Raw genomic sequence first — 26,557 nt, 5'->3', positions numbered from 1 at the left:
GCGGCCGGCCGCGTGACGCGAGGCGTGGTAGATCAGCCAACTGGATCCATCAGCCCATAGACGGTGTTGATCTTTTCGTTTAGTTTGCCCGACATGAGGCTTCGAATCGCGTTGAGCGCGCTGTCAGCGACCCTCGTCCTCGCGGCGGCGGCCCCGTTCCCCGCCCACGCCGGCCCGCCACGGCTCGGCTGGGAGCTCAAGGAGACCGGGGTGACCGCGCGCCTGCGTGGCCTGTCGCCCGTCAGCCGCGACGTGGTCTGGGCCTCCGGCTCGGGTGGCACGGTGCTGAGGACCGTGGACGGCGGCCGGACGTGGCAGAACGTGTCGCCGCCCGACACCGCCGCCCTGCAGTTCCGCGACATCGAGGCGTTCGACGCGCGCCGGGCCGTGGCGCTGTCCATTGGCGAGGGGACGGACTCGCGGGTCTACCGTACGGAGGACGGCGGGCAGACCTGGACGGAGACGTTCAGAAACGACGAGCCTCGGGCGTTCTACGACTGCCTGGCGTTCTTCGATCCCCGGCACGGGCTGGCCATGAGCGACCCCGTGGACGGCAGGTTCCGGATCCTGGCCACGGAGGACGGCGGGCGGAGCTGGCGGGTGCTGCCTTCTGACGGCATGCCGGAGGCGCTGCCGGGCGAGGCCGGGTTCGCGGCCAGCGGGCAGTGCCTGGTCACGGCCGGCGGCCGGGACGTGTGGCTGGCCGGCGGCGGGGCCGAGCGGGCGCGGGTGTTCCACTCGGGAGATCGAGGACGTACGTGGACGGTCGCCGACACGCCGATCCCTGCCGGAGACCCCGCGCGGGGCGTGTTCGCGCTGGCCTTCCGGGACCGGCACCGCGGCATCGCGGTCGGCGGCGACTTCCGGCCGGACCAGCAGTCACCCAGCGCGGGAGCGGTGACCAGGGACGGCGGCGCCACCTGGCAGCCCGCCGCCGCGCCGCCCCCGGCGTACCGCTCGGGGGTGACGTGGCTGCCGTACCCGCCGTTCGCCGCTGTCGCGGTGGGGCCGTCCGGCAGTGATGTGACGTATTCGGGCGGACGGAGCTGGGAGACGTTCGACGGCGGGTCGTTCGACACGGTGTCATGCGCGCGGGACGGGGCTTGCTGGGCGTCGGGCGAACAGGGCCGCGTCGCCAAGCTGACTCTGCAGTAGCCTGCCCGCCGAGCCTGCGCGGGCGCGGTGCCGCGGGGAGGTCAGCGGACGCCGCGGGGACGGAATTGGATGCTGATGCGCGGCCCCGTGGGGCGGGTCGTCTTCGGGATGGCGTGCTCCCACGTGCGTTGGCAGCTGCCGCCCATCACGATCAGATCCCCGTGGCCGAGGTCACGCCGGATCGAGGGGCCGCCGCCGCGCGGACGGAGCAGAAGGGGCCTGGGGCAGCCGACCGAGACGATCGCCACCATCGTGTCCTCGGTGCTTCCCCGGCCGATGGTGTCCCCGTGCCAGGCCACGCTGTCACGGCCGTCCCGGTAGAAGCAAAGCCCGGCCGTGCGGAACGGCTCCCCGAGCTCCTCGCCGTAATGGGCGTTCAACGCGCGCCGGGCGTCGTCGAGCACCGGGTCCGGCAGGGTCTCGTCCTCGTCGTAGAACTTCAGCAGCCGGGGCACGTCCACCACCCGGTCGTACATCCTCCGCCGCTCGGCCCGCCACGGCACCACCTCGGCGAGCCTCTCGAACAACGTGTCGGCACCCGACAGCCAGCCCGGCCGCAGATCGATCCAGGCGCCGTGGGCGAGCTGCGTCCTGCGGACTGCGGCGCCGAGCGGCCCGACGCCGAGCTCTTCGTCCAGACCCAGCAGAGATGCTTGGAACGCGGCTGTCATAGTGCCGAGTGTAGGCCATGGTTCAAACACATATTCGACAGTAGGAGAAGGTCGCTTTCGCCGGCGCGCCATGCCAGGCTGGCAGACGCCGGACACGAGTGGCGTCGCCCTCAGACCGCGCCGTGAGGTGAGGAGGCCACCCACCGCTTCGTCACGCGAAGGACCAACGCCATGCTCACCACGCACTACCTGCCGGGCACCCCCTGCTGGATCGACGTCAACAGCCCCGACGTCGACCGTTGCGCGGCCTTCTACACCGGGCTGTTCGGCTGGCAGACGATCACGCTCGGGCCTGAGCACAGGGACTACCGCCTCTGCCAGGTCGACGGCAGGACGGTCGCCGGGATAAGCCACGCCACCGAGGACAACCCGGCCGCGGCCTGGCTGACGTACTTCCGGACCCCCGACGCCGACACCGCCGCCAAGACGATCGAGCAGGCGGGCGGCACGGTGGTCGCGCCGCCGCGCGACATCGAGGGGCAGGGCCGGATGGCGGTGTTCGCGGATCCGGCGGGAGCCAGGTTCGCCGTGTGGCAGCCGGGCGAGACCAAGGGGCTCGGGATGGTCACGGAGCCGGGTTCGCTCGCCTGGGCGGAGCTCTACGTCCCCGACCTCGCCGCCGCGCGCTCCTTCTACCAGGCCGTCTTCGGGTGGGCCATCCGTGACCTGCCGATGGGCGACCTGTCCTACCCCGTGATCACCCCCGCCGGGGGCGGCGAGGAGACGTCCATGGCCGGGCTCGCCCAGCTGGAGCCGGGCGACACCCCGTACTGGCTGCCTTACTTCGAGGTGCCGGACTGCGACGCCACGGTGGCCATGGCGCAGCAGCTCGGCGGCACGGTGCGGGCTCCGTCGATGAACGTGGAGGACGTCGGGCGCATGGCGTTCCTGACCGACCCGCACGGCGCCCGTTTCGCGGTCATCACCAGCTCGGCGTGAACGGCGTGACCGCCGGCTTCAGGTGAGCGAGGAGCCGGTCGGCGCGTGGGTCAGCCGCCGCAAGCCGCGAACACGAAGGTGTCCTTCAGCACCGTGTAGCGGTCCCTGATCGTGGCCGCGCCGGTCCGGGTGTCGATCTGGACGATCGTCACCTTGGTGGAGTTCGACAGGTGGCGGGTCAGGTGGAGGGTCACCTGGGTGTCCCCCGTCCAGTCGATCATGTCGAGGTCGCCGGCCGGCAGCTTGATCTTCTTGCGGTCGGTGACCTGGTCGGACTCCAGGTCGTACAGCACCAGCTCCGGCTTGTCCCCCTGCACGAGGTTCGCCACCGTACGCCCGTCGGCGGCCAGCGCCTGCGGCCCGTTCGCCGCGACGACCTGCGGCGGCGTGGCGCGATGCAGCCGCTCGCCCGCGTCGCTGTAGACGATCAGGTCGGTGACGGACTCGTCGTCCTCGAAGGTGGCGAGGACCTCGTCGCCGTCGGCGCTGAAGCCCTGCAGGCCCAGGTCGGACGGCAGGGTGCCGAGCCGGTCGCCGGTGGCGGTGTCGAAGACGAGGGTGGCGCGGGGCTTGTTGCTGAAGATCACGGCCAGCCGGCCGCCGTCGTCGGAGAGCACCAGCGTCACCTCGTTCTGGCCGACCCGCGGCAGCGCGTCCTTGGGCAGCAGGGTGACGCCGCCGCCAAGCGTCCGCACGGCGAGCCTGCCGGTCTTGGTGTAGTACGCGATCCGCTGCCCGTTCCCGCTGACCGCGATGGGCGCCGGGAAGTCGCGGGTGGGCCTGCCCTTGGCGTCGAGGGCGACCCCCTGCGCGTCGCGCAGCGTCATCTGCTCGCCGCCGTGCAGGACGAGCCGCCAGCCGCCGCACGGCCGGGGCTGCTCGTCCTTGTCCGCGCAGCTCTTGATGGAGGCGTACCTGATGCTGTCGTGGTGCGGATCGGCGTGCGCCATCGCCGGGGCCGCCGCCAGGGCGGCGAGCGCGACGGCGAGGGTCGCGAAGATCTTGGTTCTCATGTGGGTCACTCCCCCGCGGCGAAGTAGGCGTGCCTGGTCTTGCTGATCGTGTACGTGTCGGCCTGCGTGGCCTCCCGGGAGTGCGGGTCGACGGTGAGCACCCGTATCACCGCCGGTTGCCCGTCCTCGCCGCTCTGCACGACCACGTTGAGCCGCCCGTCCGCGCTCCACCACGGACCGTACGGCAGCGCGCCGGGACTGACGGGCAGGTCGGCGGCGGCCGAGAGATCCCCGGTATCCAGGTCGTAGATCCGCACCCTGGGCGGCCGCTTCGTGTGCGTGTCGCCCGTCGTGAACGTCGCCACGGTCTTGCCGTCAGGGGCCAGCGCGTGCGCGAGGGCGTTCGCGACGACCTGGGGAGGCGTGCTCGTGATGGGGGCGCCGCCGTCGAGGCGGTAGGCGTACATGGCCGTGGTGTTGTCGCGCTGGAGGCGGGTGGCCAGCACCTCGTCGCCGTCGCCGCTGAAGCCGAGAATCGTGTCCGCGGCGGGCAACGTAGTGATCTTGCCGGTGGCGACCGTGATGACCTTAGTGGGCAGACGGGTGGGATCGTCCAGATAGTCGATCAGGACCTTGTCCCCCGCGGGTGACAGCTCGACGCCGATCTCGTCGGTGCCGACGCCCTTGGGCACGGCCGACTTGGGCAGCACCGTCGCCGGGCCGCCGGCGGCCGAGCGGACGACCAGGCGGTGGTCGCCGGCCCGTTCGTAGGCGAGCACCCGCCCGTCCCCGCTGATCGCGAACGTGCCGGACTCACGGACGTCCTCGCCCGCAGCGTCGATCGTGGTGATGGCGGCGTCGCGGACGGTCGTCTGCTTGCCGTCGCGCCACAGCAGCCGCCAGTGGCCGCAGGGGAAGGAGTCGCCTTCCTTCTTGTCGTAGCAGGACTTGACCCAGGCGGCGCGGGCCACCGGGGGCGCGGTCCGCGCGTGGGCGGCGCCGGGTACGAGTCCCAGCCCGCCGAGGGCGGCCGCCGCCAGGAGCGCGGCGGTCGCTGAGGGATGCCTCATGGCTGTGATCCTTTCGTTCACCCGTTTAGACCCGCACGTGCCGTGGCCGGTTCGTCACGGATCGGCCACAGCTGTCCGTCGGACGCGCGCTGGCGGGCCTCTTGACCGTCGCCCTCATCCATGTCTAGATCAGAAGGTTGATCGTTCCCGAGCGGAGGATTCGGCATGGCGTCGGCATGGGCTCACCGATCGTGACCACCGCGGGCCTGGACGTGGCCCCGGAGCCCGGGCGGTCCCAGGACGCGCCCGGTGAGCGGGGCTCGCGGCGGGCGCGTGCGGTGCGGATCTCCACAGTGCTCGCCGGGCTGCTCCATCTGGCCATGGCCGCCGTGCTGGCGGGGATTCCCGGGAGCTCGCCCACGCTGGACCGCGTGCCCGTGCCTGAGGGGTACACGACGGCGCCGCCGCCGGCCGCGCTCAGCGCCCGCCCCGCGGCGTCGCCGGTCCTCCCCACGCCGGACACCGCCGCGCCCACCGCTCTGCCTGTCAGCGGCGCGACGCCTGCCGACGGTCGCGGGCGTACGCCGCCGGGCGGCGTTCCCACGGGCACGGTACGACCGACGCCAGATCGGGGGGCGCCGGTGGCGGTCGGCGCGACCGCGCGGGGGAGCAAGACCGCTGCGCACCCCGGCGAATCTGTTGCTACGCGGCCCGGCAAGACGGTCGCGCCGGCCAAGACGACGGCGGCCAGGGGCCCGACGCCCGCCAAGACCGCACCTGCCAAGACCCCGCCCAGCCCGCCCGGAAAGCCCTCTGACACACCTGCCGATGCCCGGCCCACACCTCCTGGACCGACCGGGGAGCCGCCGGGACGGGCCGGTGGCTCAGAAGGGAACCCGGCCGGGACGGACGTCATGTCCGGCCAGGCGAAGAAGTGACCCCGCGGGCCGTCGGCGCGTCCTCGTCCGGCACGACGGTTATGGGAGCGGACGGCGGCCGGCGAAGCCCAGGTCCGTACGGTGGTACCAGGCGAGCTCCCGCTCCCCCTCGATCCAGCACAGGCGCACCGACACCTCGTCGAGCACCGCGGGGAAGTCGACCAGCACCGGCGCGATGCCCTTGACCTCGATCCCCAAGCCGGTCCACCCGCTGAGGATCTCCTCGATGCGGGCCTCGAGCGCCTTCATCTCGGGAATGCCGCCGAGCTCGGAGCCGCCTCTGGCCTGCCGATCGAAGGTGATCTCGGCGAGGTCGGCGCGGGCGGCGATCACCACGCGGGCGTCCTCGATCACACCGGGCAGCAGGGAGCGGGCCTCGTCGACGGTGAAGATCCGGTCCATGCGGAAACGTTAGCGGTTCGGCTCGTACGCTTGGACGAGCAGCTCTTGCGCGTGGTCCAGATAGTCGTCCAGATAGGCCGCGGCCTCCTCCGGCTTGCCGGCCTCGATCAGCTCGAGCAGCGTGCGGTTGCGGTCGACGAACGGCTCGTGGAAGGCCCGTGGGTTCTCCATCACGTGGAAGACCAGGCGCAGCTCGGCCAGCAGCTGGCGCATGAGCTCGTCGATCCTCGGGCTGTCGTTGAGCGACACGAGCGCCTGATGGAAGCGGATGTTGGCGGTGCCGACCCCCAGCCAGTCATCCTTGGCGGCGGCCCGCTCGGCGTCCCGCATGGCCTCTCTGACCACGGTCAGCGCCCGCGGCGATGCCGGACGGCGCACCGCCGCGCCCTCCAGCACGCGGCGCACCCGGTAGAGGTCGAGCACGTCCTCGACGGACGGCAGGCACACGAACACGCCCCTGTTGAGCTTGTGGTCGAGCAGCCGCTCGTGCCCGAGCAGCCGGAACGCCTCCCGCAGCGTGTTGCGTGACACGCCGAGCCCTTCGGAGATGGCCTCCTCCGACAGCCGCTGGCCGGGGCGGAAGAAACCCTCGCTGATGCGGTCGCGCAGGATGTCGGCCACCCGCTCGGCCGTGCTGCTGCGTCCCAGCCGGGGCCGGTCCTGGGAGAGATCAGCGACGACGTCATCCACATTTAACAGGGAATCATGGAGCAAACCTCTTGTCGAATTGTTCAACGATTCTTATGTTGAAACTATCTCCCCCTCGACAACTTAGGAGCAATCGATGTCAAGCTCCGCGCAACAGACCCGGCGGGTGATCCTCGCCAGCCTGATCGGCACGTCGCTGGAGTGGTACGACTTCTTCCTCTACACGACGGCCGCGACGCTGGTCTTCCCCAAGTTGTTCTTCCCCGGGCTCGACCCGTTCAACGCGACGCTGGCGTCGCTGACCACCAATGCCGTGGCGTTCGTCGCCAGGCCGCTGGGCGGCGTGGTGTTCGGCCACTTCGGCGACCGGGTGGGCCGCAAGACCGTGCTGGTGGTGACGCTGCTGGTGATGGGCGTCTCGACGTTCCTCATCGGCGTGCTGCCCGGCTACGCGAGCGTGGGCGTGATCGCGCCGATCCTGCTGGCGCTGCTGCGCTTCGTTCAGGGACTCGGACTCGGCGGCGAGTGGGGCGGCGCGGTGATCATGTCGCTGGAGCACGGCGACGGGCGGCGGCGCGGGTTCAACGCCAGCTGGCCGCAGGTCGGTGTGCCGGCCGGGTACGTGCTGGCCACCGGCCTGCTCACCCTCCTGTCATTCGTCCAGTCGGACACGGCGTTCCTGTCGTGGGGCTGGCGGGTGCCGTTCCTGCTGTCGGGCGCGCTGGTGTTCGTGGGCCTGTGGGTGCGGCTGAAGATCACCGAGTCGCCGTTGTTCGCCGAGGTCGAGCAGCAAGGCGCCAAGGCGAAGATGCCGCTGCTGGAGGTGCTGCGGACGCACCCGCGCGCGCTGCTGTCCGCCTTCACCGCGCGGATCGGGGTGGACGTGGCGTTCTACACCTTCACCGCGTACATCATCGTCTACATCACCGGCCAGCTGGACCTTCCGCGCTCGTACGCGCTGAACGCGGTCCTCATCGGCTCGGCGCTGCAGCTGGCGCTGATCCCGCTGTTCGGGGCGCTGTCGGACCGGGTGGGGCGGCGGCCGGTCTACTTCGGGGGCGTCGTGGGCGCGGCGGTGTGGGTGTTCGCGTTCTTCCCACTGCTCGAAACGAAGTCGTTCCCGCTGATCGCGCTGGCCGCCGTGGCCGCGCTGATCACGCACGCCGCGATGTACGGGCCGCAGGCCGCGTTCATCGCCGAGCTGTTCAGCACCCGGCTGCGTTACAGCGGGGCCTCCATGGGCTATCAGGTGGCCGGCATCGTGGGCGGCGCCCTGGCGCCGATCATCGCGCTCCAGCTGTTCCAGACGTACCAGACCACAGTCGCGGTGTCGATCTACGTGGTCATCGCCCTGGCCGTCACCACCTTGGGCCTGGCCATCGCGCCGGAGACCCGCGACCTCGACCTCGCCGCAGAGACGAAGCCCGCGCCGCGCCCCGGGATCCCCGGCCAGGTCGGGCCGTTCGCCTGAAGCACCACTCGATTGCCGCGAAGGCGGGCGGCGGCTGCCACCGCCGCCCGCGCGGAAGGGCGCGGTTACGTGAGGTCGCCGCCGCAGGGCATCACGGTGTGGGCCCCGGGGAATCCGCGGCCGGTTGTGCTGCAGGCACGCTGAGCGCCGTACGCCATCTGCCCTTGAAGGCCACCATCGAGACCAGGAACACGACCTGTCCGGCGAGCGCCACACCGAGCCACGTCTGCCAGCCGCCGGACTCCACCACCAGCGGCGAGACCACGAGCAGCACCACGATCATGACGCGGACGACCATGCCCCAGATGCCGAGGGCCGAGCCCTGCAGCCGGGATTCGACGTCCTCGGCGTTCTCGGAGAAGTTGGCCATCCACGGCACGTACGCGACGCCCATGAACAGGTAGAGCAGTGCGTACACGACCGTCACCTGTGCCGCCGGGACGCCCGGGCCGATCAGGGTGATGAAGTACACGAGCATCGCCACGGTCAGCAGGGTGCCCACGGCGGTGAACGGCTTGCGCAGCTGGATGCGGTCCGAGACCCGGCCCACGATGACCACGGCCACGGCGTTGAGCACGATGCCCAGCGCCACCACCCGGTTGGCCGCCGCCGGGTCCATGCCGAACGCGCCCGTCAGTATGGTCTGGCCGAAGATCGCGAACGTCCAGTAGAGGACCTGCCAGCCGGTGTTGCCGAGGACGTGGGCCCACAGGTGCGGATGCCGGAACAGCTCACGTACCCGGCCGTGCTGGGTCCGCCCCTCGGCCTGCACGGCCATCTCGGACTCGAGCACCTCGGCCCGCAGCGCCGCCGACGGCTCGGCGATCTTCCAGATGATGACGCCGCACATACCCAGCGACACGACGCCCATGATGATCGCCTGCGACTGCCACGCGTTGCCGAACAGCGGCAGCGTGAACCCCGCGATGAACGAGGCCAGGAACGACGCCCCGACGGGACCCCACGTCCAGAACGCGAACGCCTGCGCCCGGCCCAGCCGCGGCGAGAAGTCCCGGACGAGCGAGGCGGTGATCGTGATCCCCGCGCCCTCGATGAACAACATCAGGCAGCGGATCCAGAACAGGCCGGCCACCGAGTCCACGGTGGCGAGCAGGAAGTTGCAGGCGGCCGTGATGGTCAGGGTGGGCACCAGGATCGTGACCCGCCCCCACCGGTCGGACAGGATGCCCCCGAAACCGGCCGAGAGCCCGCCCACGAGCACCGACAGCGCGGCGATCTGCCCGTAGACGGTGAGCGACATGCCCAGGTCCTCCATGAGGAGGGGCAGGATGGTGGCGATCGTGGTCTCGAAGTTGGCCACCAGACTCGCCAGGACCGCGATCGCCAGCAGGAAGATCCGGCGGCGACCGACCGGGTAAACGCCCAGCTCGCGGACATAGAACGGCTTCATGACCCATCCTCCGGGGGACGGTTGTGGGACATCGCTCTAGAACGCGTTTCTAGTTGCTCCAAGCTTTCCGTTTTGTATGGATAAGTCAACGTTCCGAGGGATCACGATGTGATCTCGAGCACAGGGTCAGGGTTGTGACGGAATCGCCATCTATTCACGGAACAACACCCATCGAATGGGCATAAACTGCCCGCCTGTGAGCCTGCCTGTACGTGAACGTTCCCCTCGGCCGGGCGGCGGTCGCCACCGCCGGCCCGTGCCCACGTCCCTGCCGCCGGACGCTCCTGTGCTCGTGCTCGCCACCCCCGGCGACACCGCCGGCGTGGCAGAAGAGATCGCCGCCGTGGTACGCGTGGACAACCCCCAGATCGAGGTCCGGCTGTCGAGCGTCGCCGACCTGGCGGACTCCCTTCCCACCGGCCGCGACGTGGTCATCGTGCCCCTGCTCACCTGGGAAGACCCCGTCGTCATGGCGGAGATCGGCAAGGCCGTGGCAGCCGGCGGCTCAGGGGCCGCGGTGTCCGACGCGCTCGGGCCGCACCCGCTGCTGGCCGAGGCCCTGCACATCCGGCTCGCCGAGCGCGGCCTGGCCCGGGCCGACCGCGTCCGCCTGCTGAACGTCTCCAGCCCCGTGGACGCCGTCATCCTCGGCACCGTCGGCGGCGAGCGCGCGGTGCGCGCCGTGCAGGCCACCGCGGTGCTGCTGGCCTCCCGGCTCACGCTCCCGGTCGTGGCCGCCGCGCTCGACAGCGAACCGGGCGTGAGCGTCGCCGCCCAGCGCCTGCGCGCGGCCGGCGCCGAGCGGCTGGCGATCGCGCCCTGCATGATCGGCCACGAGGCGCCCCCTGGAATCGTCGAGCGGGCCGCCGTGGAGATCAACGCCGGGCATGCGGAGCCGCTCGGCTCGCACAGCGCGGTCGCCGAACTTGTCGCGCGAGCTTACGGCAGTCAACTCGCGACTTGACAAGGGCTTGTAAAGATCACGGAACTCGCGTTACCGTCTGCGCATGCGCCAGGTGGTGTGGAACAGGGATCGACTCGGCCTCCGTGACGTGACCGAGGCCGACGTGCCCGCGCTGCACGCCATCTACGGCGATCCCACCGTCACGCAGCACATGCCGTTCGCGCCGCGCACCTTGGGCGAGGTCGCGGACCTGGTGGACGAGGCCATGGCGGCGGTCTGTGCGCAGCCGCGGCTGCTCTACGTGATGGCCGTGGTCGACGCCGAGCGCCGCGACCTGATCGGGGTGGCCCGCCTGAGCATCGAGTCCGAGCACCCGCACAGTGCGGAGATCGGCTTCGGGCTCCACCCCGACGTGTGGGGCCGCGGAGTCGGCACGGACCTGGTGCGGCTGCTGCTGTCGTTCGGGTTCAAGGAGCTCGGGCTGCACCGGATCTGGGGTGCCCGGTCGCCGGCCAATCTGCCCGCGCAGCTGGCGATGCTGACGGCGGGGATGGTAGAGGAGGGCCGGATCCGGCACCACGTGCACACGCCGCACGGGTGGCGCGACTCGATCGTGCACTCGGCACTCGAGGACGAGTGGATCGATCGCTGAGCGGCCGGTGTGGCGGGCGCGGGGATTGTCGGTGGGGCACCCTACGATGAGCCTCCTCATGGAGGGATGAGCCTATGGTCGACTCGCTGATCGTGCCCCTGTTCGTCACGACGGACCTGCCGCCTGAGGCGGACCTGGCCGAGTTCGGGGCGTTGCTCGCCGGGACGGCACGCATGCTGGGCCACGAGGGCGCCGGCTACGAGGCGTTCCTGACGGGCAAGGTGTTCTGGCTGGACCGGCCCGTGCTCCCCGAGCAGCGGCCGGCGGCCGAGACGGAGCTGCGATTCGCGGGGATGCTGGGTTACCTCGCCGCTTCCGGCTCCGGCCACACGGTCAGGGACGTGGTCGGGGACGTGCGGCAGGCGATCGGCGAGGCCGTGGCGAGCCGCTACGGCGACGTGGGCGTGGCTCCGGCCGTGTTCGCGATCCGCGACCAGGACGTCCGCGAGCGCACCCCGGAAGCCGCCCTCTACGTCGACACGCCCGACGGCACGGCCGAACTCGTGAGTGCGGCCAAGTCCTACCTCTAGTCAGAAGGTCTCGCCGCGTGCCATGGTGAACGAAGATCCTTCCGGCGGGCCCCGGCACACGGCGCGAAACCCGCTGGTGGCGGTCTGAACGACGAGGAGGTTCCCATGGCGGTGCTCGGCGCGATCTGCTTCGGGCTGGTGATCGGCTGGATCACATACCGGACGCTGCGCCGCAGGGAGGGCGCCGTGGGTCTGACCGACCTCGCCACGGTGCTGGCCGCGGTGGGCGGCGGGGCGGTGACGGCGTTGTTCGACGTGCCCGAGGTGTTCGGGGCCTACGCGGTGGGGCTCGCGGTCGGCTTCTTCGGCTACCTGGTCGTGGCCACGCTGATGCCGGACTCGAAGTGGATGGACCACTAGTCCGGCGGCGCCTCCGCCGGAGGTGGCGAGGCCCCGTCACCTCCCCGCCGGACCGATCGGCCCCGACCAACCACCGCCATCCTTTAGCGGGTCGGCGACGGCCGGGCCGAGGGCTGCGTGCAGGCGCTCCTCCGCCTCCGCGAACTCGCCCCGCCGCAGGTCGAGCACGGCGCGGTGCAGGGTGGCGACGAAGAGGGCGTCGAGGTCGCCTTCGCCGACGGCCAGCTCCAGCGCCCGTTGCAGCTCCGGCAGGGCGTCGTCCACCCGATCCAGGCCGGCCAGGCAGAAGGCGCGCATGGTCAGGGCGACCGCCTCCTTGGCGGGCGCCCGCATCCGGGCGAACGTCTCCCCCGCCGCCCCGAACTCCTCCAGCGCCCGCTCGGCATCACCCTCCGTGTACGCGAGCACGCCCAGGTTGTAGCGGACCGAGGCGGAGCCGTCATGGTGGCTGATCGCCTCGTACTCGCGTTCCGCCAGCTCGAAGGCGGCCCTGGCGCCCGCGGCGTCGCCGGTGGCCCGGCGGCGTCGCGCGATGCGGTACCACTCGTCGGCGGGCTCCCGGCGCTCCCCCCTCCGCCGTACGATCTCCACCACGCGGGCCTCGCAGGCGGCGGCCTGCGGGCGGTGGCCGCGCCCGGCCAGCAGGACGGCGTGCGCGTCGAGCGCCCGGCAGGCGTCCTCCCACGCCCCGGCGGCCTCCAGCTCGATGGCGCAGGCGGTCATGCGCTCCACCGCCGCGGTGAGGTCGCCCTGGTCGACGGCGGCGCGGGCGGCGGGGATCAGCGCGGTGGCCGCCGGTTTCCGCTCGCCCAGCGTCAGGTACATCTCGCGGGCCCGGGCCGCGCACGCCACCGCCGCGGCCGGATCGCCGGCGGCCAGGCAGGCGTCGGCCGCCTGGGCCTGGTGTGACGCCTCCTCGGCGGCCAGTCCGGCGGCTGCGCACAGGGCGGCCGCGCGGAGGTGCCGGTCGACGGCGCGGGCCGGGTCGCCGGCCCGCAGGAGGACGACGCCCATGCCGGTGAGCTGCCGGGCCTCGGATCGGGTCTCGCCCAGGGCGCCGTAGACGGCCGCCGAACGTTCGTACGCCTCCAGGGCCTGGTCCGGCTCGTCCAGCTCCGCATGGTTGAAGCCGAGCCTGGAGAGCGCGTCGGCGGTCCTGGCGCGCTCGCCAGCCTCGTCGAACGCGGCCGCCGCCCTGGCCAGCACGGCCTTGGCGGCTCTGAGGCGGCCCAGCTCGGCCAGTCGGAGCGCCGCGGACAGCAGGAACCCCCCGCGATCGCCCGGCGCCTGACCGCGTTCACCGGCCGGGTCGAACTGGTGCTCGGCGAAGTGGAGGAGCTTGAGCGTCAGGTCCTCGTCCGAGGTCAGGAGCGCGAGCTCGACGGCGGCCTGCACGAGGTGCTCGTCCATCGCCGGCGGCGGGCCGTCGAGTACGGCGGACAGCCGGTTCAGCAGGTCGGCGTCGCCGTTCCTGGCCAGGGCCAGGGCTTCGCTCAGGTCGCGGGCGTCGCCCAGGGCGGAGAAGCGGGTCAGCAGGGCGTGGGACAGCAGCCGCTGGGCGGGGGCCTGGTCGCGGGAGGTCTTCACGGCCAGCTCGAGGCCTTGGCGGGCGGCCAGGACGGCGTCGTTCACGTCCTCGGCCCCCGCTCCCTCGGGCGGCGCAGGGGCCGGGTGGGTGGCGCGCCATTGGAGCACCTCCGACAGGCGGCCGTAGGCGTCGGCGCGGAGCGTCAGGTGTTCGGCGAAGGTGAGGGTCTCGCGCAGTGCGGTAACCGCCTCGTCCGCTGTCGCGGGGGTGAGGCGCAGGCTCAGGGACTGGGCGAGCAGGAGGAGTGCTTCGGGCCGGGCGGGGTCCTGCTGGGCGTGGGCGGCGAGGGCCGCGCGGGCGGCGGTGATCGGCTCCGTGGGGTCGCCTCCGGTGACCACGGCCCGCTCGAGCAGCGCGTTCGCCAGGGTGGCCAGCAGGCGGGCGCGGTCGGGGTGGCCGGGCGGGGCCGGTCCGACCGCTTCGCGGATGGCGTCGATGGCCACGTCCAGGTCGGCCTGCTCCCCGGTGACGCCGTAGCGGCGCCACCGGCGCTCGGCCAGCAGTGCGAGCCGCGCGATCGGGTCGGCGCCGAGGCGCACGATCGGGTCGGCGGCGAGGCGGCCCACCGAATCGTCACTGACCTGGGCGAACGAGTCCCCCCGTCCGCGGGCCGGCTCGCCGGGGGCGACGCCCAGGGCGTCCAGCATCTCCCGGCCGGCCTCGAGCGAGCGCTCGTCCCCCGTGACCACGTACCACTCGAGGAGCCCCGCCGCGTACGGCGCCAGCACCCCGGGATGCGCCCACTGCTCGTGCCAGAAGTCCAGCGCGCACTGCCCCACCCTGATGAACGCCAGCAGGTCGTCGTCCAGGACCGAGCCGGCCGCCCGCGCCCGCGTGAGCTCCACGAGCGCCAGCAGCGTCTGCGACCTGCCGCGGCTGCCCGGCGCCGATTCCGCGGCCGCGAGGTAGGCCCTGACCAGGTCCTCCTCGCCGGGCGCCGCCAACGCGAGCGCCGCGGCCAGCTCCCCCCGGTAGGCCACCTCGCCGGGCGCCCCCAAGGCCGCCCTGAACAGCACGTGCACGGCGGCGTCGATGAGCTCCCGCGCGCCCGTCTGCCCGTGCAGCCGGACCAGTCCGCTGCCGAGCAGCGCGAGCGCGCCGGGCGCCCAGGACGGGTCGGCCGAGCGCATGGCCTGCTGTAACAGCAGCTGCTGGAGCCGGTCGGCGGTGTCCACGGTCGGGTGGGCCACCGCACGGCGGACCAAGGCGTGGATGAGCAGCCCGACGTGCCGGTACGCGGCCGGGTCCACGTGCAGGAAGATCTCCTCCAGCAGCCCGGCCCACGTGCCGGCCGAGTCGCCGGGCGGCATGCCCGAGCCGCGCAGCTTCTCCGGCAGCCGCCCGGGGTCGACCACGGCCACGGCGGCGAAGAAGGCGCCCGCGATCGCGGCGTCCTGCGTGGTCCGCTGGTCGAGCCGGTAGCGGGCCAGGTGGAGCATGCCGATCAGGCGCCAGGTGGCGGCGTCGGACCGGTCGCCGGCGCACGCCCGCATCGCCTGCTCGGCCTCGTCCAGCGCCGCGGGATCCCAGATCAGCCCGGGATCCGCGGCCTGTTCGAACCGCTCGATGCGGGCGGCGAGCGCCGCGGCCGGATCGGTCATGGGCACAGGGTCCCACCGGCGGACGCGCCCGTACAGGACCGCGGCTCAGCCCGACAGCTCGATGAAGGACACCCCCGGCATGGGCAGGTCGAAGCGCAGCGTGACACCGGTGCCGGTGACCGTGGCGGGCGGGTCCAGCTCGTCGAGGGTGTTGGCGGCGCGGAGTTTGTCCCACTGCTCGTCCGCCGGCCAGTCTCCACCCCCCATAGCGTGCCAGACGGCCTCGATGGTGGAGTGATCGTGGTCGATGCGGTGGTGGGTGAGCGTGCGTGGGCGGCCGTCCAGGCCGTCGACGGTCAGGGTGATCGTGCGGGCCAGCTCGGGGGCGCCGGTCGCCTGGGAGTGGTTGAGCGTGCCATTCCAGAGCAGCACGCCGATCCGGCCGTCGTCGTGCCGGGCCGCCCACGCCTCCACGCCGGCCACGTCCCCCTCCAACGTGGCCGGCAGCTCGGCGTCGCCGAGGCGGGCGGCGAGCGCGAGTGCGTGGAAGCGGGGTTTGCGCAGGTTGCCGACGGTGAGGAGGCCGAAGCCGCCATGGAAGAGCCGGGGCGGGCGGCCCAGCTCCTCGAAGTGGTCGGAGGCCACCCAGTGCGACAGCGCGCCGATCCTGCCCGCGGCCGACTTCATGCCGTGCAGCAGGAACGCCGCCCCGAACGGCCCGTCGCCGATGCCGTGGAAGTGGGTCGGCGTGGGACCCCACTCGGTCCACCAGATGGGGATGTCCCGCCCGTGCCTGGCCAGCGCCGGGCGCCAGTCGAGCGGGGCGTTGCCGTAGGTGTGCGTGGACAGGAAGTCGAGTGCCGCCCCGGACTCGGCGACGTGGGCGAGCAGCTCCTCGATCCAGCCGTTCGCGGCCGAGGCGGGGCCGCCGACGCGCAGGTCGGGGTGCACGTTCTTCACGGCGGCGGCGGTGACGTCGTAGAGCAGGAAATACTCCTCGGGCGTGCCGGACCAGAAAACGGCCAGGTTGGGCTCGTTCCACACCTCGAAGGCCCAGTGGTCGATCAGCTCGTGGATGCCGTACCGGGCGGCCAGGTGCTCGACCAGGGCCCGCACCAGATCGCCCCACGCCTCGAAGTCCTTGGGCGGCGAGATGATCGCCTCATAGCCGAACACGGTCTTGGACGGGTCGGCGGCCAGGTCCCGCGGCATGAACCCGAGCTCCACGACCGGGCGCAGGCCCAGGCCGGTGACGGTGTCATAGACCCGGTCCACGCCGCTGAAGTCGTAGACGTTTCCCTGCTTGTACACGCCCAGGTCGTCGCAGAGGATGCCGTGCGCCCGCACCGTCTCGACGCCGAGCTCGTCCCGCGTGATCCGCAGCGCCTCGGTCAGCTCCTCGCCGATGGGCCGCCCGCCGGTCTCCTCGGTGTTGAGGAGGTACGACAGGTGCTCCGAGCCCACCATGAGCTTCCAGGGGCGCGGCAGGTCACCGCTCGTCCGCCGGGCGTCCACGTGGACGGAGACCTCCCGGGCGGACGCGGCGGGCCCGGCCTCGACCGCCGGGGACAAGGGCCCGATCGTGTCCATCGCGGAGATGGCGGCCACCGCGTAGTCCGCCGCCCCCCGGCCCGTGTCGACGTACCGGCAGGACGGGACGGCCGGCACGTCCACGTCTGGCTGCCCGATCGGCTCCCCGTCCCTGTGCACCAGGTAGCCGATGGCGCCGGGCACGGGATCCCAGGTCAGCGTCACGGCGCCGGCGCCGGGCACCGCCCGGAGGCCGGTCGGGGCCTCCAGGTCGGGCCGGGAGGCCGCGGCGATCTCGCCGGACGCCTGGCCGATGCGGTCCTGCCAGTCGCGATGGGCGGGCGTGTTACTCAATGGCTTCCCCGTTTCATCGAACATCCCATTCTTCGAGCTGCATCACCGGGCGGAGCTTGGCCTCGACACCGGAGCCGGCGAAGTAGCGGTGCAGGTTGCCGCCGGCGAGCACGTTGCCGAGGGCGGCCATGACCATGCCCTGATCGAGGGCCAGGTACCACTTCGACACCACGCCGGAGCGGACGGCGATCGCGTCGTAGAAGCCGCCGGGGCCGTAGGCGTCGAAGTCGCGGCGCAGCTTGGCCAGGTTGTCCATGGCCGCGGCCTTCGCGTACGGCAGCGCCAGGAAGCTCGCGTGCGGCGTCACCACGCCGTCGCCGTAGGCGGCCGGCTCGGGCTGGGCGGGGCGGCAGCCCTCGTAGCCGGGGTCGGTGCTGGTGCGCTCGCGGTCGGAGGTGTAGCCCGGCGCGTCCATGCCGAGCGGGTCCACCCCGTACTCGCGGTAGCCGCCGTGCGGGTCGTTGGACGGGGAGAAGCCCCAGTAGCCGTACTTGGCCTCGTTGAGCCCGTGCTCGATCTGGGCCTGGACGAAGACCGGGTGGTTGCGGCCCCAGCTGCGCGGCGCCCACGCCGCCTCGGGGACGACGAGGTCGGGCATGAGGGCCTCGAACATGGAGCCGCCCCAGTTGGGGACGTACCGCATGCCCCGGTAGCCGTAGGTGCCCTCCCAGACGTTCACGCCCAGATACCGCTTCCACGAGCCGACCGGCTTCTGTTCCTGCCAGCCGAAGTCGCAGCCGTTGTCGGGGAAGGTCCGGTACGGGCCGAAGTAGCTCTCGCGCGGGATCTGGCCGAGCGCGATGCCCACGTACTGGCCGATGCGGGTTTCGGCGGGCGCGCCGTAATGGTGGCAGGTGGAGTAGACGGTCGTGCCGGTGCCGGCGTAGTCGCTCTCGACGTAGCAGCCGTCGGGCGGCTCCGGCCAGAAGCCGCCGCGCAGCAGGCCCGTGCCGGCGTCGGGGCGGGCCGCCGGGTCGTAGTAGGACGTGAAGTTCATGGAGGTCAGCAGCCGGTTGGCGCGGGCGGCATGGTGCGGGGTGGCGTTGCGGACCATCATGAGGGCCGTGGCCAGCCAGCCGTTGTCCACGCTGGAGGCGAACAGGCGGACCGGGTCGCCCGTCTCCGGCCAGGTGCGGACGAGCTGGAGGGTTGCGGGGTCGTACCAGTTGTAGAACTGGCCCGTCGGGGCGTTGCGCTCCAGCCGCTCCAGCGCCGTGAGGACCCGGCCGATCCTGGCGGCGGCATCCTGGCCGGTGATCAGGCGCAGGTCGCGGGCGGTGAGCGTGCTCCACAGGTACGTGCCGATGTTGGTGGGCGAGGTGACCTTCGCCCGGGTCTTGAGGTCGCCGGTCACCTTGTCGGCGGGCAGGCCGGTGGCCGGCTCGACCATGGCGGCCATCGACCGCCAGGTGTCCTTCGCGTAGCGGTGGAGCGTGCTGTCGGCGTTCGCGGGAGCGGCCGGCACCGTGAGCGCCAGCACGACTAAGCCGGACAGGACGGTCTTACGCATGAGGGGCTCCTCTTACTTGAGTCCGGAGGTGGCGATTCCCTGGATGAAGAAGCGCTGCAGGAACACGAACAGGAACAGGATCGGCGCGATCACCACGACCGACCCCGCGACCAGCAGGTTGTAGTGGGTGCCTTCGTTGCCGTTGAGGATGTTGAGCGCGACCGGGAGGGTGTACATGTTCTCGCTCTGCGCGACCACGGCCGGCCACAGGAAGTTGTTCCACGAGCCGAGGAACGTGATCAGCCCCAGGGTGGCCAGCGGCGGCCCGCAGAGCGGCAGGATGATCCTGAAGAAGATCCGGAACTCTCGCGCGCCGTCCACCCTGGCCGCGTCGATCAGCTCGTCGGGCAGGTCGGAGATGAACTGCCGCATCATGAACACGCCGAGCGGGGTCACCACGGTCGGCAGGATGATCCCGATGAAGGTGTTGACCATGCCGAGTCTCGCGATCAGCACGAACTGCGGCATCATGAGCACGATCGCCGGGATCGCCAGCTGGACCAGGACGAGCCCGAACGCCAGATTCTTGCCGCGGAAGTCGAGCTTGGCGAAGGCGTAGCCCACCATGGAGCAGAACAGCAGGTTGGTGGCCACCAGCACGAGCGCGATGATCACGCTGTTGGCGAACGCGGTGCCGATGTTCACCCGCTCGAACAGCTCGGCGAAGTTGTCCAGCGTCCACGTCTCGGGCCAGAACGTCGGCGGGTCGCGCCTGATCTCCCGCTCGGGCTTGACCGAGCTGAGCGCGGTCCACAGGAACGGCCCCACGACCAGCGCCAGGCCGAGGGTGAGCCCGAGGTAGACGACCGCGTGCTGGCGGCGGGTCCTCTTCACCTGTTCCTCCCCAGCCTCAGCTGCAGGACGGCCAGCGCCACGATCACGGTGAACAAGACCGTCGAGGCGGCCCCGGCGTAGCCGTAGTTGCCGACCCCGAACTGGTTGAAGATCGCCAGCGACGCCGACAGCGTGGCGTTCAGCGGTCCGCCGCGGGTCATCACCAGCGGCTCCTCCAGGAACTGCATGAACCCGACCGAGCTGTAGACGGTGCAGAACAGCAGCACGGGGCGGAGCGAGGGCACGGTCACCGAGCGGAAACGGGCCCAGCGTCCGGCGCCGTCCACCTCCGCGGCCTCGTACAGCTCTCTCGGGATGGTCTGGAGCGCGGCCAGCAGCACGACCATGTTGAAGCCGAAGCTGCGCCAGGCGGTCATGACGATGATCGCGGGCAGGGCGGTGCTCTGGTTCTGCAGCCAGTTCGGGCCCTGGACGCCGACCAGCTCCAGCAGCCGGTTGACCAGGCCGGCCTCCGGCTCCAGGAGGAACTTCCAGGCCACGGCGATGCCGATGATGCTGGTGATGTTCGGCAGGTAGTAGCCGAGCCGGAAGAACGCCGCGGGCAGGCGGGCGATACCCGAGTTGAGCAGGACGGCGGCGGCCAGCCCGAGCCCGATGGTCAGCGGCAGCGTCGTGACCACGAACACGAGCGTGTTGACCGCCGCCCGCCGCATGGCGCCGTCGTTGACCAGCCGCAGGTAGTTGTCGACGCCGACGAGGTCGACGGCGAACGGGTTCGTCACGTCGGTGCTGCGCATGTCGGTGAAGCTCATGCCGATGCCGACGAGCAGCGGCCCCAGGTAGAACACCACGAACAGCACCACGAACGGCAGGATGAACATCCAGCCGATCCAGCTCCGGCGTAACGCGATCCGGACGACGTCCGCCGCCCGTCCCGTCGTGGGAACCGCCAGGTTCACAGGCCGGTCCCGATCGTGTCGGCCTGCGACTGGATGGACTTGGCCGTCTGCTCGGGGGTCTGGGCGCCGCGGGCCAGCTTCTCCAGCTCCGCCTCGAGCACCCTGGCCACCTGCTCCCACGTCGGGAACGGCGGCGGCGTCTTGGCGTCCTTGAGCTGCTCGCCGAAGACGGCCAGCTGCTTGTCGGCGGTCAGCTCGGGCTCCTGCCAGGCCACCTGCACGGCAGGCAGCGCCTTGACGGTCGTGTACCACTTGGCCTGCACCTTCGGCTCGCTCAGCCACTGCAGGAACGTCCAGGCGGCGTCACGGTTCTTCGCCTTCTTGAACACCGCCATGGCGGAGCCGCCGATGAAGCTGGTGCCCGAGACGGGGCCCTTGGGGTAGGGGGCGACGTCGAACTTGTCCTTGAACTCCGGCCCGCCGTCGTTGTTGAGCACCCCGATCATCCACGGGCCTGAGAAGAAGCCGCCGACCTCGCCCTTGATGAAGGTCTGCGGGAAGGCGCCCTCGGCCGTGTTGGTCGGGGCGAGCTTCTGCTTGAACAGCGACTCGTACTGCTTGAGCGCGGTCACCGCCTCGGGGGTGTCGAAGGTGTATTTGCCGTCCTTGACGATCTCGCCGCCGGCCTGCCAGATCAGCGGCAGCGTCTCCTGCCAGGACGCGCCGAGCGTGTAACTCTGCTGGAAGCCGTCCTTGGCCCCGCCCCTGTCCTTGAGCGCCCTGGCGAACTCGGTGAACTCCCGCCAGGTCTTCGGCGGCTCCACTCCGGCCTTCTTCGCCTGGTCGGTGCGGTAGTAGAGGACGCGGGTCTCGACGTACCACGGCACCCCGTACGCCGTGCCGTTGAGCTCGACCGTCTGCCACGCGCCGGGGAAGAACGCCGCCTTGTCCACCAAATTGGGCGGGGTGGGGTCGAGGGCGCCGGTCTTGGCCAGTTCGCCCGACCAGGTCGAGCCGATCATGCTCACGTCGGGGGTGGCGCCGCCCGCGATGGCCGCGGTGATCTTGTCGTGCGCCACGTCCCACCCGATCGCCGTGACGTTGACCTTCACGCCGGGGTTGGCGCTCTCGAAGTCCTTGACGAACGTGCCGAGCGCCTTGCCTTCCTCCCCCATCGCCCAGACCGTGACCTCCCCCGTGACCTTGCCGGTCGTGACGTTCTGCGCCTGCTCGGGCGCCTGAGCGGCGTCGCGGCCGCAGCCCGCGGCCAGGATCGCGAGAGCCAGCAGGCCGCCGGTGGCGCGGACTCCGGCGCGCCGGGTGATGGTGTTCACGTTCTTACCTCCTGGGGGTGGGAACCGCAGCTGGCGCGCACGACCAGCTCGGTGGTCAGGATGAGGTGGCTCGGCGTGTCGCGGACGCCGGTGATCAGCTCGTCGAGCGCGCGGGCGGCGCGGGCGCCGAGCTCGCGCATCGGCTGGCGCACGGTGGTCAGCGCGGGCCTGGCGTGGCGGGCGGCCATGATGTCGTCCCAGCCGGTGACGGCCACGTCGCCGGGCACGTCGAGGCCGAGCTCCTCGGCCGCCAGCAGCGCCCCCAGCGCCACCTCGTCGTCGGAGCAGACGATGGCCTCCGGCCGCTTGTCCTTGAGCAGCGCCCTGGCGGCGTCGAAGCCGCACTCCACGGTGTACTCCCGCGTGGCCACGGCCTCGATCGCGCCGCCGAGCACCGACCGCACGCCACGCCAGCGCTCGTCCACGTCGTCGCCGCTGGTCAGGGGCGCGCCGAGGAACGCGAAGCGCTCGTAGCCGTGGCCGGCCAGGTGCTCGGCCAGCGCCCGCGCCGAGGCGGTGTTCTCGCTGCGCAGCGTGTCCGCGCCGGGCAGCGGGTCTCGGGAGATGACCACCAGCCGCACGCCGAGCCGGACCAGCTCGGCGATCAGCGGGTCGGGGACGGCGTGGCCGAAGACCAGCAGGCCGTCCACGCGCCCGGCCAGGTCCTTGATCAGGTCGTTGACCCTGGTGCGGCCCTTGGTCGACAGGATCACCACCGAGCGGCCCAGCTCGGAGGCGACCTCCTCGTAACCGAGCAGCACCTCGGTGTAGTAAGGGCCGGCGAGATCGGGAAAGACGACGCCGTTGGCGGCGTGCCGGCCCTCGGCCAGGCTGACGCCGAGGCGGCTGGGCGTGAAGTTGAGCTCCTCGACGGCCTTGAGCACCTTCTCGCGGGTCTTGGCCGCGACGGGTCCGGTGCCGCGCAGGGCCCTGGACACGGTCGCGATCGACACGCCGGCGCGTTGGGCCACCTCGTAGATGGTCACGTCCATGGAGCCACTCCTTTATGTAAGCGCTTTCATCATGGGGCGGTGTAAGCGCTTACACAAATGCAGTGTGCCAGCCTTGTTAACTTCTCGTACAGACCCCGTCGAGTAACGGTGAGGTCACGCCGGAGGTGGGTAGCTGGACGGCATGCTCTATGGCAAGGAACATGTCCGGCGCTATCAGGAGACCGACGGCGCGGAAGGACACGACTGGAACAACACCACAGTCCTCCTCCTCACCACCAAAGGCCGCAAATCGGGCAAACCATACACGACCCCGCTCATCTACCAGCGGCACGGCGACGACCACGTGGTCGTGGCCTCCAAGGGCGGCGATCCCGACCATCCCGAGTGGTACAAGAACCTGAAGGCCAACCCTGACGTCGAGGTGCAGGTCAAGGGCGACAAGTTCAAGGCCCGCGCCCACACGGCGAGCGACGAGGACAAGCCCGCGCTCTGGCGGCTCATGACGAGCACGTGGCCGGACTACGACGAATACCAGCGCAAGACCGACCGCGACATCCCGGTCGTCGTCCTCGAGCGCATCACCTAAATGGCCGGAAGGCCCCGCCGAAGCGGGGCCTTCCGCTTGAATCACTTGATCTGGTACGCCCTGATGACGGTCTCGGCGAAGGCGTTGCCGCCGGTGTCGGCGGCCTTGACGCGCAGCGAGGCGAACCTCCCGCGCGCCCCGGCCGGGTGCCAGGTCTCGGCGGACCAGCCGCCCTTGGCCGACGGATGCACCAGCGTGGGCAGCCAGGTGCGGCCGTCGTCGTAGGAGATCTCCACTGTGAGCGTGCGCAGCTTCAGGTCGGGCGAGCCGTCCTGGCGCTGCAGACGAAGCGGGATGCGCATGTGGCCCACGGCGGCCCGGTTGCGCTCGTCCAGCTCTGGGCTGATCTTGACGGCGAGCAGCGGCAGCACCTGCCGCTTGCCCGGCTCGGGGGTCTTCGACCGGAACCGCCACTCGGCGCTGACCCGCGTGGACACCTTGGTCTGGGCGGAAGCGCGGTCGGCGGTCATGGTGAGCCGGTAGTCGCTCTCCTTCTGCTCCGCGGGCACGTCGATCCAGCCGGGCAGGTAGTCGGTGGCGTAGATCTCCTTTCCGTCGCGGTAGAGCTTGGCCTGCGGGGAGGCGTACTCGCCGTAGGAGATGCGGTCGGGGGTGCCGTCCTCGAACAGGCCGGCCGCGAACTGCAGCATGTTGTCCTCACGCCAGTTGAGGTCCCCGCCGGGGCTTAGCCCGGCCGCGAAGACGCCGTTGTTCCAGCGGTCGGTGGTCTTCTGGCCGGCCCGGTAGACGGTGGTCTTGCCGAAGAAGAACTGGTCGAGGTCGTTCAGGCCGTCCGGGGGCGTGCGGTACTGGACGAAGGACGGGTACCAGCCGGTGTCGCCGGGCGTGTAGTACTCGGTCCTGCGGAAGGGCAGCGAGAGGCGGGAGACGTGGCTGTAGGGCATCCACGCCAGCTCCGTTCCGTACAGCACGGGCAGCGCCATGTGCTCGCCGAACTTCACGTCGTGCTGCGTGGCGTAGGTGGAGGTGACCTCGGCGAGGTCGCGGCGGCGGGGGCGGTAGCCGGGGTCGGCGGGGATGCGCGGCTCGGCCTTCATCAGGTGATAGAAGTACGGGCTGTCGTCATAGCTGCCGTCGTCCTTGGGCTTGGCCCATTGGGTCCACCGGTAGTAGGCGAAGTTCTTGCTGGCCGTGCGGGTCGTCGGGATGGCCTTGATGCCTTCGATGCGGTCCGCGCCCCACAGGGAGTTCAGGTCCACGTCCACGCCGAAGGGCTGCATGCCCTCGATGAGCTGCAGCATGCCGAACAGGCCGATGGCCAGCCGCGCCGTCGGCTCCTCGGTACGCACGTCCACCGGCTTGGCCCGGCCGGCGTCGGCGGCGACGGTGCGGTCGGCGTCGAGGGTGAACTCCGGCTCGGCGGCCATCACCAGCGTGCCGTCGTGGTCGGCCATCAAGGTGACGACCGTGTAGCGGTGACCCTTGAGCAGCCGCAGGTCCAGGGTGCCGCCGGCGATGTCGTAGTTGGTCTGTTCCTTGGCGTCGAGGTCGATCACCCCGGCGAAGGCGTTCTGGGCGGGCTGCCCGTCCGTGCCGGTGAAGGTCAGCTTGAGGCCGCGCTTCTCCGGTTCGACACGCATGCCGATGCCGGTGCGTACGGTGACGCCGCCTCCCTCGGCCACGACCGTGCCGCTGTAGATGCCGGTGGCGCCGGGCCGGGCGGTCACGGTGACCTGGGCGGTGCCGTGTGCGGGCACCTCGACCGTGGTGGCGCCGAGCGCGAACACCGTCGCCGGCTCGCCGTGCCCGTCCTTGGCCGTCACCTCGAGCTCCAGCCGGAGGGCGGCGTCGCCGTCGTTGCGGTAGGTGAGCGTGCGCTCCTTCGGCTCGTTGTCGGGCAGCTCGACGTCTCCCATGGAGAGCGAGACCGGCTCGGCCGTGACCTGCTGGGTGATGGCCCGGGCGACGTCCACGCGGCCGGCGCCCTGGACGTAGGCGCCCAGCTCGGCACCGGGGGCGGTGGACGCCATGAGCGCCGCCTTGATGCGGCCGGCCTTCCAGTCGGGGTGCAGGCCGGCGACGATCGCCGCGGCGCCCGCCACGTGCGGGGTGGCCATGGACGTGCCGCTCATCGCCGTGTAGGAGTCGTCGGCGGGCGCTCCGGCGGCGGTGCCGGCGGCCCTGGCGGCGACGATGCCCACGCCGGGCGCGATCAGGTCCGGCTTGACCGCGGCGTCGCCGGGGCGCGGGCCGGTGCTGCTGAAATCGGCCACCGTGTCGGCGTCGCGGTGGGAGGCGCCGACCGACAGCGCGCTGTCCGCGCTGCCCGGGGAGCCGAGGTGCTGGGGCCCGTCGTTGCCCGCGGCGATCACGAACAGCGTGCCGTACTTCTCCGTGAGGTTGTCGACGGCCTGCTCCAGCGGGTCGGTGCCGGGCGCGTCAGGGCCACCGAGGCTGAGGTTGGCGACGCGGGCGCCGTTCTCCGCCGCCCACGTCATGCCCTCGATGATGCCCGAGTCGGGACAGAAGCCGCTCTGGTCGCAGACCTTGCCGATGAGCAGCCGGGCGCCGGGGGCAACGCCCTTGTGCGTGCCGCCCGAGGCGGCGCCGGAGCCGGCGATCGTGGAGGAGACGTGTGTGCCGTGCCCGTGCAGGTCGCGCGTGTCCGGCTCGGAGGTGAAGTTCTCGGCCTTGGCGACCAGGCCTTGCAGATCGGGGTGGGCGGGGTCGTAGCCGGTGTCGAGGACCGCGACGGGGACGTCCTTGCCGGTGTGGCCGGCCGCCCAGGCCGCGGGCGCGCCGATGTGCGGGACGCTGACGTCGAGCGACACCTTGGCCTTGCCGTCGAGCCAGATCTTCGCGGGCGTCGCCAGCGTCCTGGCCTGCGCGGTCAGGGTCTTCCAGAGCGCACCGGTACGTGGCTCGTTCCTGGCTACGCCGTTGATCGCGGGCAGCGGACGCCCGCCCGCGGCCTTGAGCGTGGCGGCGCCGGCCTGCTCCGGGTACGTCAGGATGAGCGGGAGCCCTTGGCTGGCGGCGTCGTCGTAGCCGAGCGCGGCCAGCTTGGTGACGTTGAACAGCCGCGGGTCCAGTGTGCCCGCCGCCAGGAGGGGCATGGCGTCCACGGGCACGATGCTGAGCCCCTCCGTGGACCGGCGGTGCACGAAGTCGATCTTCTCCCGGCCGGGGGCGGGAGCGATGTCGAGCTGGGTCTGCTTGTTGGGGAGCGCGCGGAGGGTGACCTTGTCCCCGGTGATGAGGGTGATCGTCTTGGCGGGCTCTACCTGGGCGGGGGGCGGGGTGGGTGCCGCCTGAGCCGGTACGGCGGCCGTGGTGACGGCCAGGAGCACGGCGCCCAGAATGGCGATTCTCTGTTGCACACCCCGCTTTCTAACTGCCAGTGAATTTTGGGGACAAGGTGGTTCCTGTGGCCTATTGCGGCAACTGCCGGAAATGGCCAAG

At 71.5% G+C, this 26,557-nt stretch carries 23 protein-coding genes; 9 read left to right on the top strand and 14 right to left on the bottom strand.

Translation table 11 applies throughout. The annotated features are described in order from the left end of the window. The first annotated feature begins 93 nt into the window (after positions 1–93). Entirely contained in the window at positions 94–1,155 is a 1,062-nt protein-coding gene (locus tag OHA25_RS31305) for a WD40/YVTN/BNR-like repeat-containing protein (RefSeq protein WP_327580551.1), read from the top strand. 41 nt (positions 1,156–1,196) lie between these two features. Here the strand turns inward: OHA25_RS31305 and OHA25_RS31300 are convergent, their stop codons facing one another. Next, positions 1,197–1,826, bottom strand: coding sequence for an alpha-ketoglutarate-dependent dioxygenase AlkB (locus OHA25_RS31300; protein WP_305923560.1), 630 nt, complete (start codon positions 1,824–1,826; stop codon positions 1,197–1,199). A 171-nt stretch (positions 1,827–1,997) separates the two neighbouring features. Between OHA25_RS31300 and OHA25_RS31295 the strand changes: the two genes are divergently transcribed. Then, the gene (locus OHA25_RS31295) at positions 1,998–2,765 is read left to right on the top strand and encodes a VOC family protein (RefSeq protein WP_327580550.1); all 768 of its coding nucleotides are present in this window, start codon (positions 1,998–2,000) and stop codon (positions 2,763–2,765) included. 50 nt (positions 2,766–2,815) lie between these two features. Here the strand turns inward: OHA25_RS31295 and OHA25_RS31290 are convergent, their stop codons facing one another. Beyond that, positions 2,816–3,778: a hypothetical protein gene (locus tag OHA25_RS31290; protein WP_327580549.1), complete on the bottom strand. Its 963-nt coding sequence runs from the start codon at positions 3,776–3,778 to the stop codon at positions 2,816–2,818. 5 nt (positions 3,779–3,783) lie between these two features. Then, positions 3,784–4,788: a TolB family protein gene (locus OHA25_RS31285; protein ID WP_327580548.1), complete on the bottom strand. Its 1,005-nt coding sequence runs from the start codon at positions 4,786–4,788 to the stop codon at positions 3,784–3,786. 176 nt (positions 4,789–4,964) lie between these two features. On the opposite strand from OHA25_RS31285, the gene OHA25_RS31280 reads away from it, so the two are divergent. Next, on the top strand, positions 4,965–5,666 hold the full coding sequence (locus OHA25_RS31280) for a hypothetical protein (RefSeq protein WP_327580547.1): 702 nt from the start codon (positions 4,965–4,967) through the stop codon (positions 5,664–5,666). Between the two features lie 39 nt (positions 5,667–5,705). Here the strand turns inward: OHA25_RS31280 and OHA25_RS31275 are convergent, their stop codons facing one another. Next, the gene (locus OHA25_RS31275) at positions 5,706–6,068 is read right to left on the bottom strand and encodes a DUF2203 domain-containing protein (RefSeq protein WP_327580546.1); all 363 of its coding nucleotides are present in this window, start codon (positions 6,066–6,068) and stop codon (positions 5,706–5,708) included. A gap of 9 nt (positions 6,069–6,077) precedes the next feature. Continuing rightward, positions 6,078–6,758: a GntR family transcriptional regulator gene (locus OHA25_RS31270; RefSeq protein ID WP_327580545.1), complete on the bottom strand. Its 681-nt coding sequence runs from the start codon at positions 6,756–6,758 to the stop codon at positions 6,078–6,080. Positions 6,759–6,852: 94 nt separating this feature from the next. Between OHA25_RS31270 and OHA25_RS31265 the strand changes: the two genes are divergently transcribed. Further along, complete coding sequence (locus OHA25_RS31265) at positions 6,853–8,187, top strand: MFS transporter (RefSeq protein WP_327580544.1); 1,335 nt, start codon at positions 6,853–6,855, stop codon at positions 8,185–8,187. Between the two features lie 91 nt (positions 8,188–8,278). On the opposite strand, the gene OHA25_RS31260 is transcribed toward OHA25_RS31265, so the two are convergent. Beyond that, positions 8,279–9,598: an MFS transporter gene (locus OHA25_RS31260; protein WP_327580543.1), complete on the bottom strand. Its 1,320-nt coding sequence runs from the start codon at positions 9,596–9,598 to the stop codon at positions 8,279–8,281. A 256-nt stretch (positions 9,599–9,854) separates the two neighbouring features. On the opposite strand from OHA25_RS31260, the gene OHA25_RS31255 reads away from it, so the two are divergent. The 4 genes from OHA25_RS31255 to OHA25_RS31240 all read left to right on the top strand — a co-directional run bounded on the left by OHA25_RS31255 (position 9,855) and on the right by OHA25_RS31240 (position 12,044). Beyond that, positions 9,855–10,562: a sirohydrochlorin chelatase gene (locus tag OHA25_RS31255; protein ID WP_327580542.1), complete on the top strand. Its 708-nt coding sequence runs from the start codon at positions 9,855–9,857 to the stop codon at positions 10,560–10,562. A gap of 43 nt (positions 10,563–10,605) precedes the next feature. Beyond that, positions 10,606–11,154: a GNAT family N-acetyltransferase gene (locus tag OHA25_RS31250; RefSeq protein ID WP_327580541.1), complete on the top strand. Its 549-nt coding sequence runs from the start codon at positions 10,606–10,608 to the stop codon at positions 11,152–11,154. 74 nt (positions 11,155–11,228) lie between these two features. Further along, the gene (locus tag OHA25_RS31245; protein WP_327580540.1) at positions 11,229–11,684 is read left to right on the top strand and encodes a hypothetical protein; all 456 of its coding nucleotides are present in this window, start codon (positions 11,229–11,231) and stop codon (positions 11,682–11,684) included. Positions 11,685–11,789: 105 nt separating this feature from the next. After that, positions 11,790–12,044 carry a hypothetical protein gene (locus OHA25_RS31240; protein ID WP_305923548.1) on the top strand — a complete coding sequence of 85 codons (255 nt, stop codon included), beginning with the start codon at positions 11,790–11,792 and terminating at the stop codon, positions 12,042–12,044. A 36-nt stretch (positions 12,045–12,080) separates the two neighbouring features. On the opposite strand, the gene OHA25_RS31235 is transcribed toward OHA25_RS31240, so the two are convergent. The 7 genes from OHA25_RS31235 to OHA25_RS31205 are packed head-to-tail and all read right to left on the bottom strand — an operon-like array spanning position 12,081 to position 22,587. Continuing rightward, positions 12,081–15,233: a tetratricopeptide repeat protein gene (locus OHA25_RS31235; protein WP_327580539.1), complete on the bottom strand. Its 3,153-nt coding sequence runs from the start codon at positions 15,231–15,233 to the stop codon at positions 12,081–12,083. Between the two features lie 45 nt (positions 15,234–15,278). Beyond that, complete coding sequence (locus OHA25_RS31230) at positions 15,279–17,057, bottom strand: GH39 family glycosyl hydrolase (RefSeq protein ID WP_327580538.1); 1,779 nt, start codon at positions 17,055–17,057, stop codon at positions 15,279–15,281. 13 nt (positions 17,058–17,070) lie between these two features. Then, positions 17,071–18,567 (bottom strand): glucoamylase family protein, encoded by a 1,497-nt coding sequence (locus tag OHA25_RS31225; protein WP_327580537.1) that lies wholly within the window; start codon positions 18,565–18,567, stop codon positions 17,071–17,073. Between the two features lie 12 nt (positions 18,568–18,579). Beyond that, positions 18,580–19,401, bottom strand: coding sequence for a carbohydrate ABC transporter permease (locus OHA25_RS31220; RefSeq protein ID WP_327580536.1), 822 nt, complete (start codon positions 19,399–19,401; stop codon positions 18,580–18,582). After that, positions 19,398–20,321: a carbohydrate ABC transporter permease gene (locus tag OHA25_RS31215; protein ID WP_327580535.1), complete on the bottom strand. Its 924-nt coding sequence runs from the start codon at positions 20,319–20,321 to the stop codon at positions 19,398–19,400. The genes OHA25_RS31220 and OHA25_RS31215 overlap by 4 nt, the downstream gene beginning before the upstream one ends. Then, positions 20,318–21,595 carry a sugar ABC transporter substrate-binding protein gene (locus tag OHA25_RS31210; RefSeq protein ID WP_327580534.1) on the bottom strand — a complete coding sequence of 426 codons (1,278 nt, stop codon included), beginning with the start codon at positions 21,593–21,595 and terminating at the stop codon, positions 20,318–20,320. The genes OHA25_RS31215 and OHA25_RS31210 overlap by 4 nt, the downstream gene beginning before the upstream one ends. Further along, the gene (locus OHA25_RS31205) at positions 21,592–22,587 is read right to left on the bottom strand and encodes a LacI family DNA-binding transcriptional regulator (protein ID WP_327580533.1); all 996 of its coding nucleotides are present in this window, start codon (positions 22,585–22,587) and stop codon (positions 21,592–21,594) included. Before OHA25_RS31205 ends, OHA25_RS31210 begins: the two co-directional genes overlap by 4 nt. A 142-nt stretch (positions 22,588–22,729) precedes the next feature. On the opposite strand from OHA25_RS31205, the gene OHA25_RS31200 reads away from it, so the two are divergent. After that, positions 22,730–23,134 carry a nitroreductase family deazaflavin-dependent oxidoreductase gene (locus tag OHA25_RS31200; RefSeq protein WP_327580532.1) on the top strand — a complete coding sequence of 135 codons (405 nt, stop codon included), beginning with the start codon at positions 22,730–22,732 and terminating at the stop codon, positions 23,132–23,134. 41 nt (positions 23,135–23,175) lie between these two features. On the opposite strand, the gene OHA25_RS31195 is transcribed toward OHA25_RS31200, so the two are convergent. Further along, a complete protein-coding gene (locus OHA25_RS31195; protein WP_327580531.1) occupies positions 23,176–26,475 on the bottom strand; it encodes a S8 family serine peptidase in 3,300 nt (1,099 codons plus the stop codon). Positions 26,476–26,557: the final 82 nt, after the last annotated feature.

The organism is Nonomuraea sp. NBC_00507, from assembly GCF_036013525.1.
In the GTDB taxonomy this organism is placed as follows: domain Bacteria; phylum Actinomycetota; class Actinomycetes; order Streptosporangiales; family Streptosporangiaceae; genus Nonomuraea.
The sequence above is the reverse complement of the archived record's forward strand: the minus strand, read 5'-3'. Positions and strand labels throughout refer to the sequence as shown.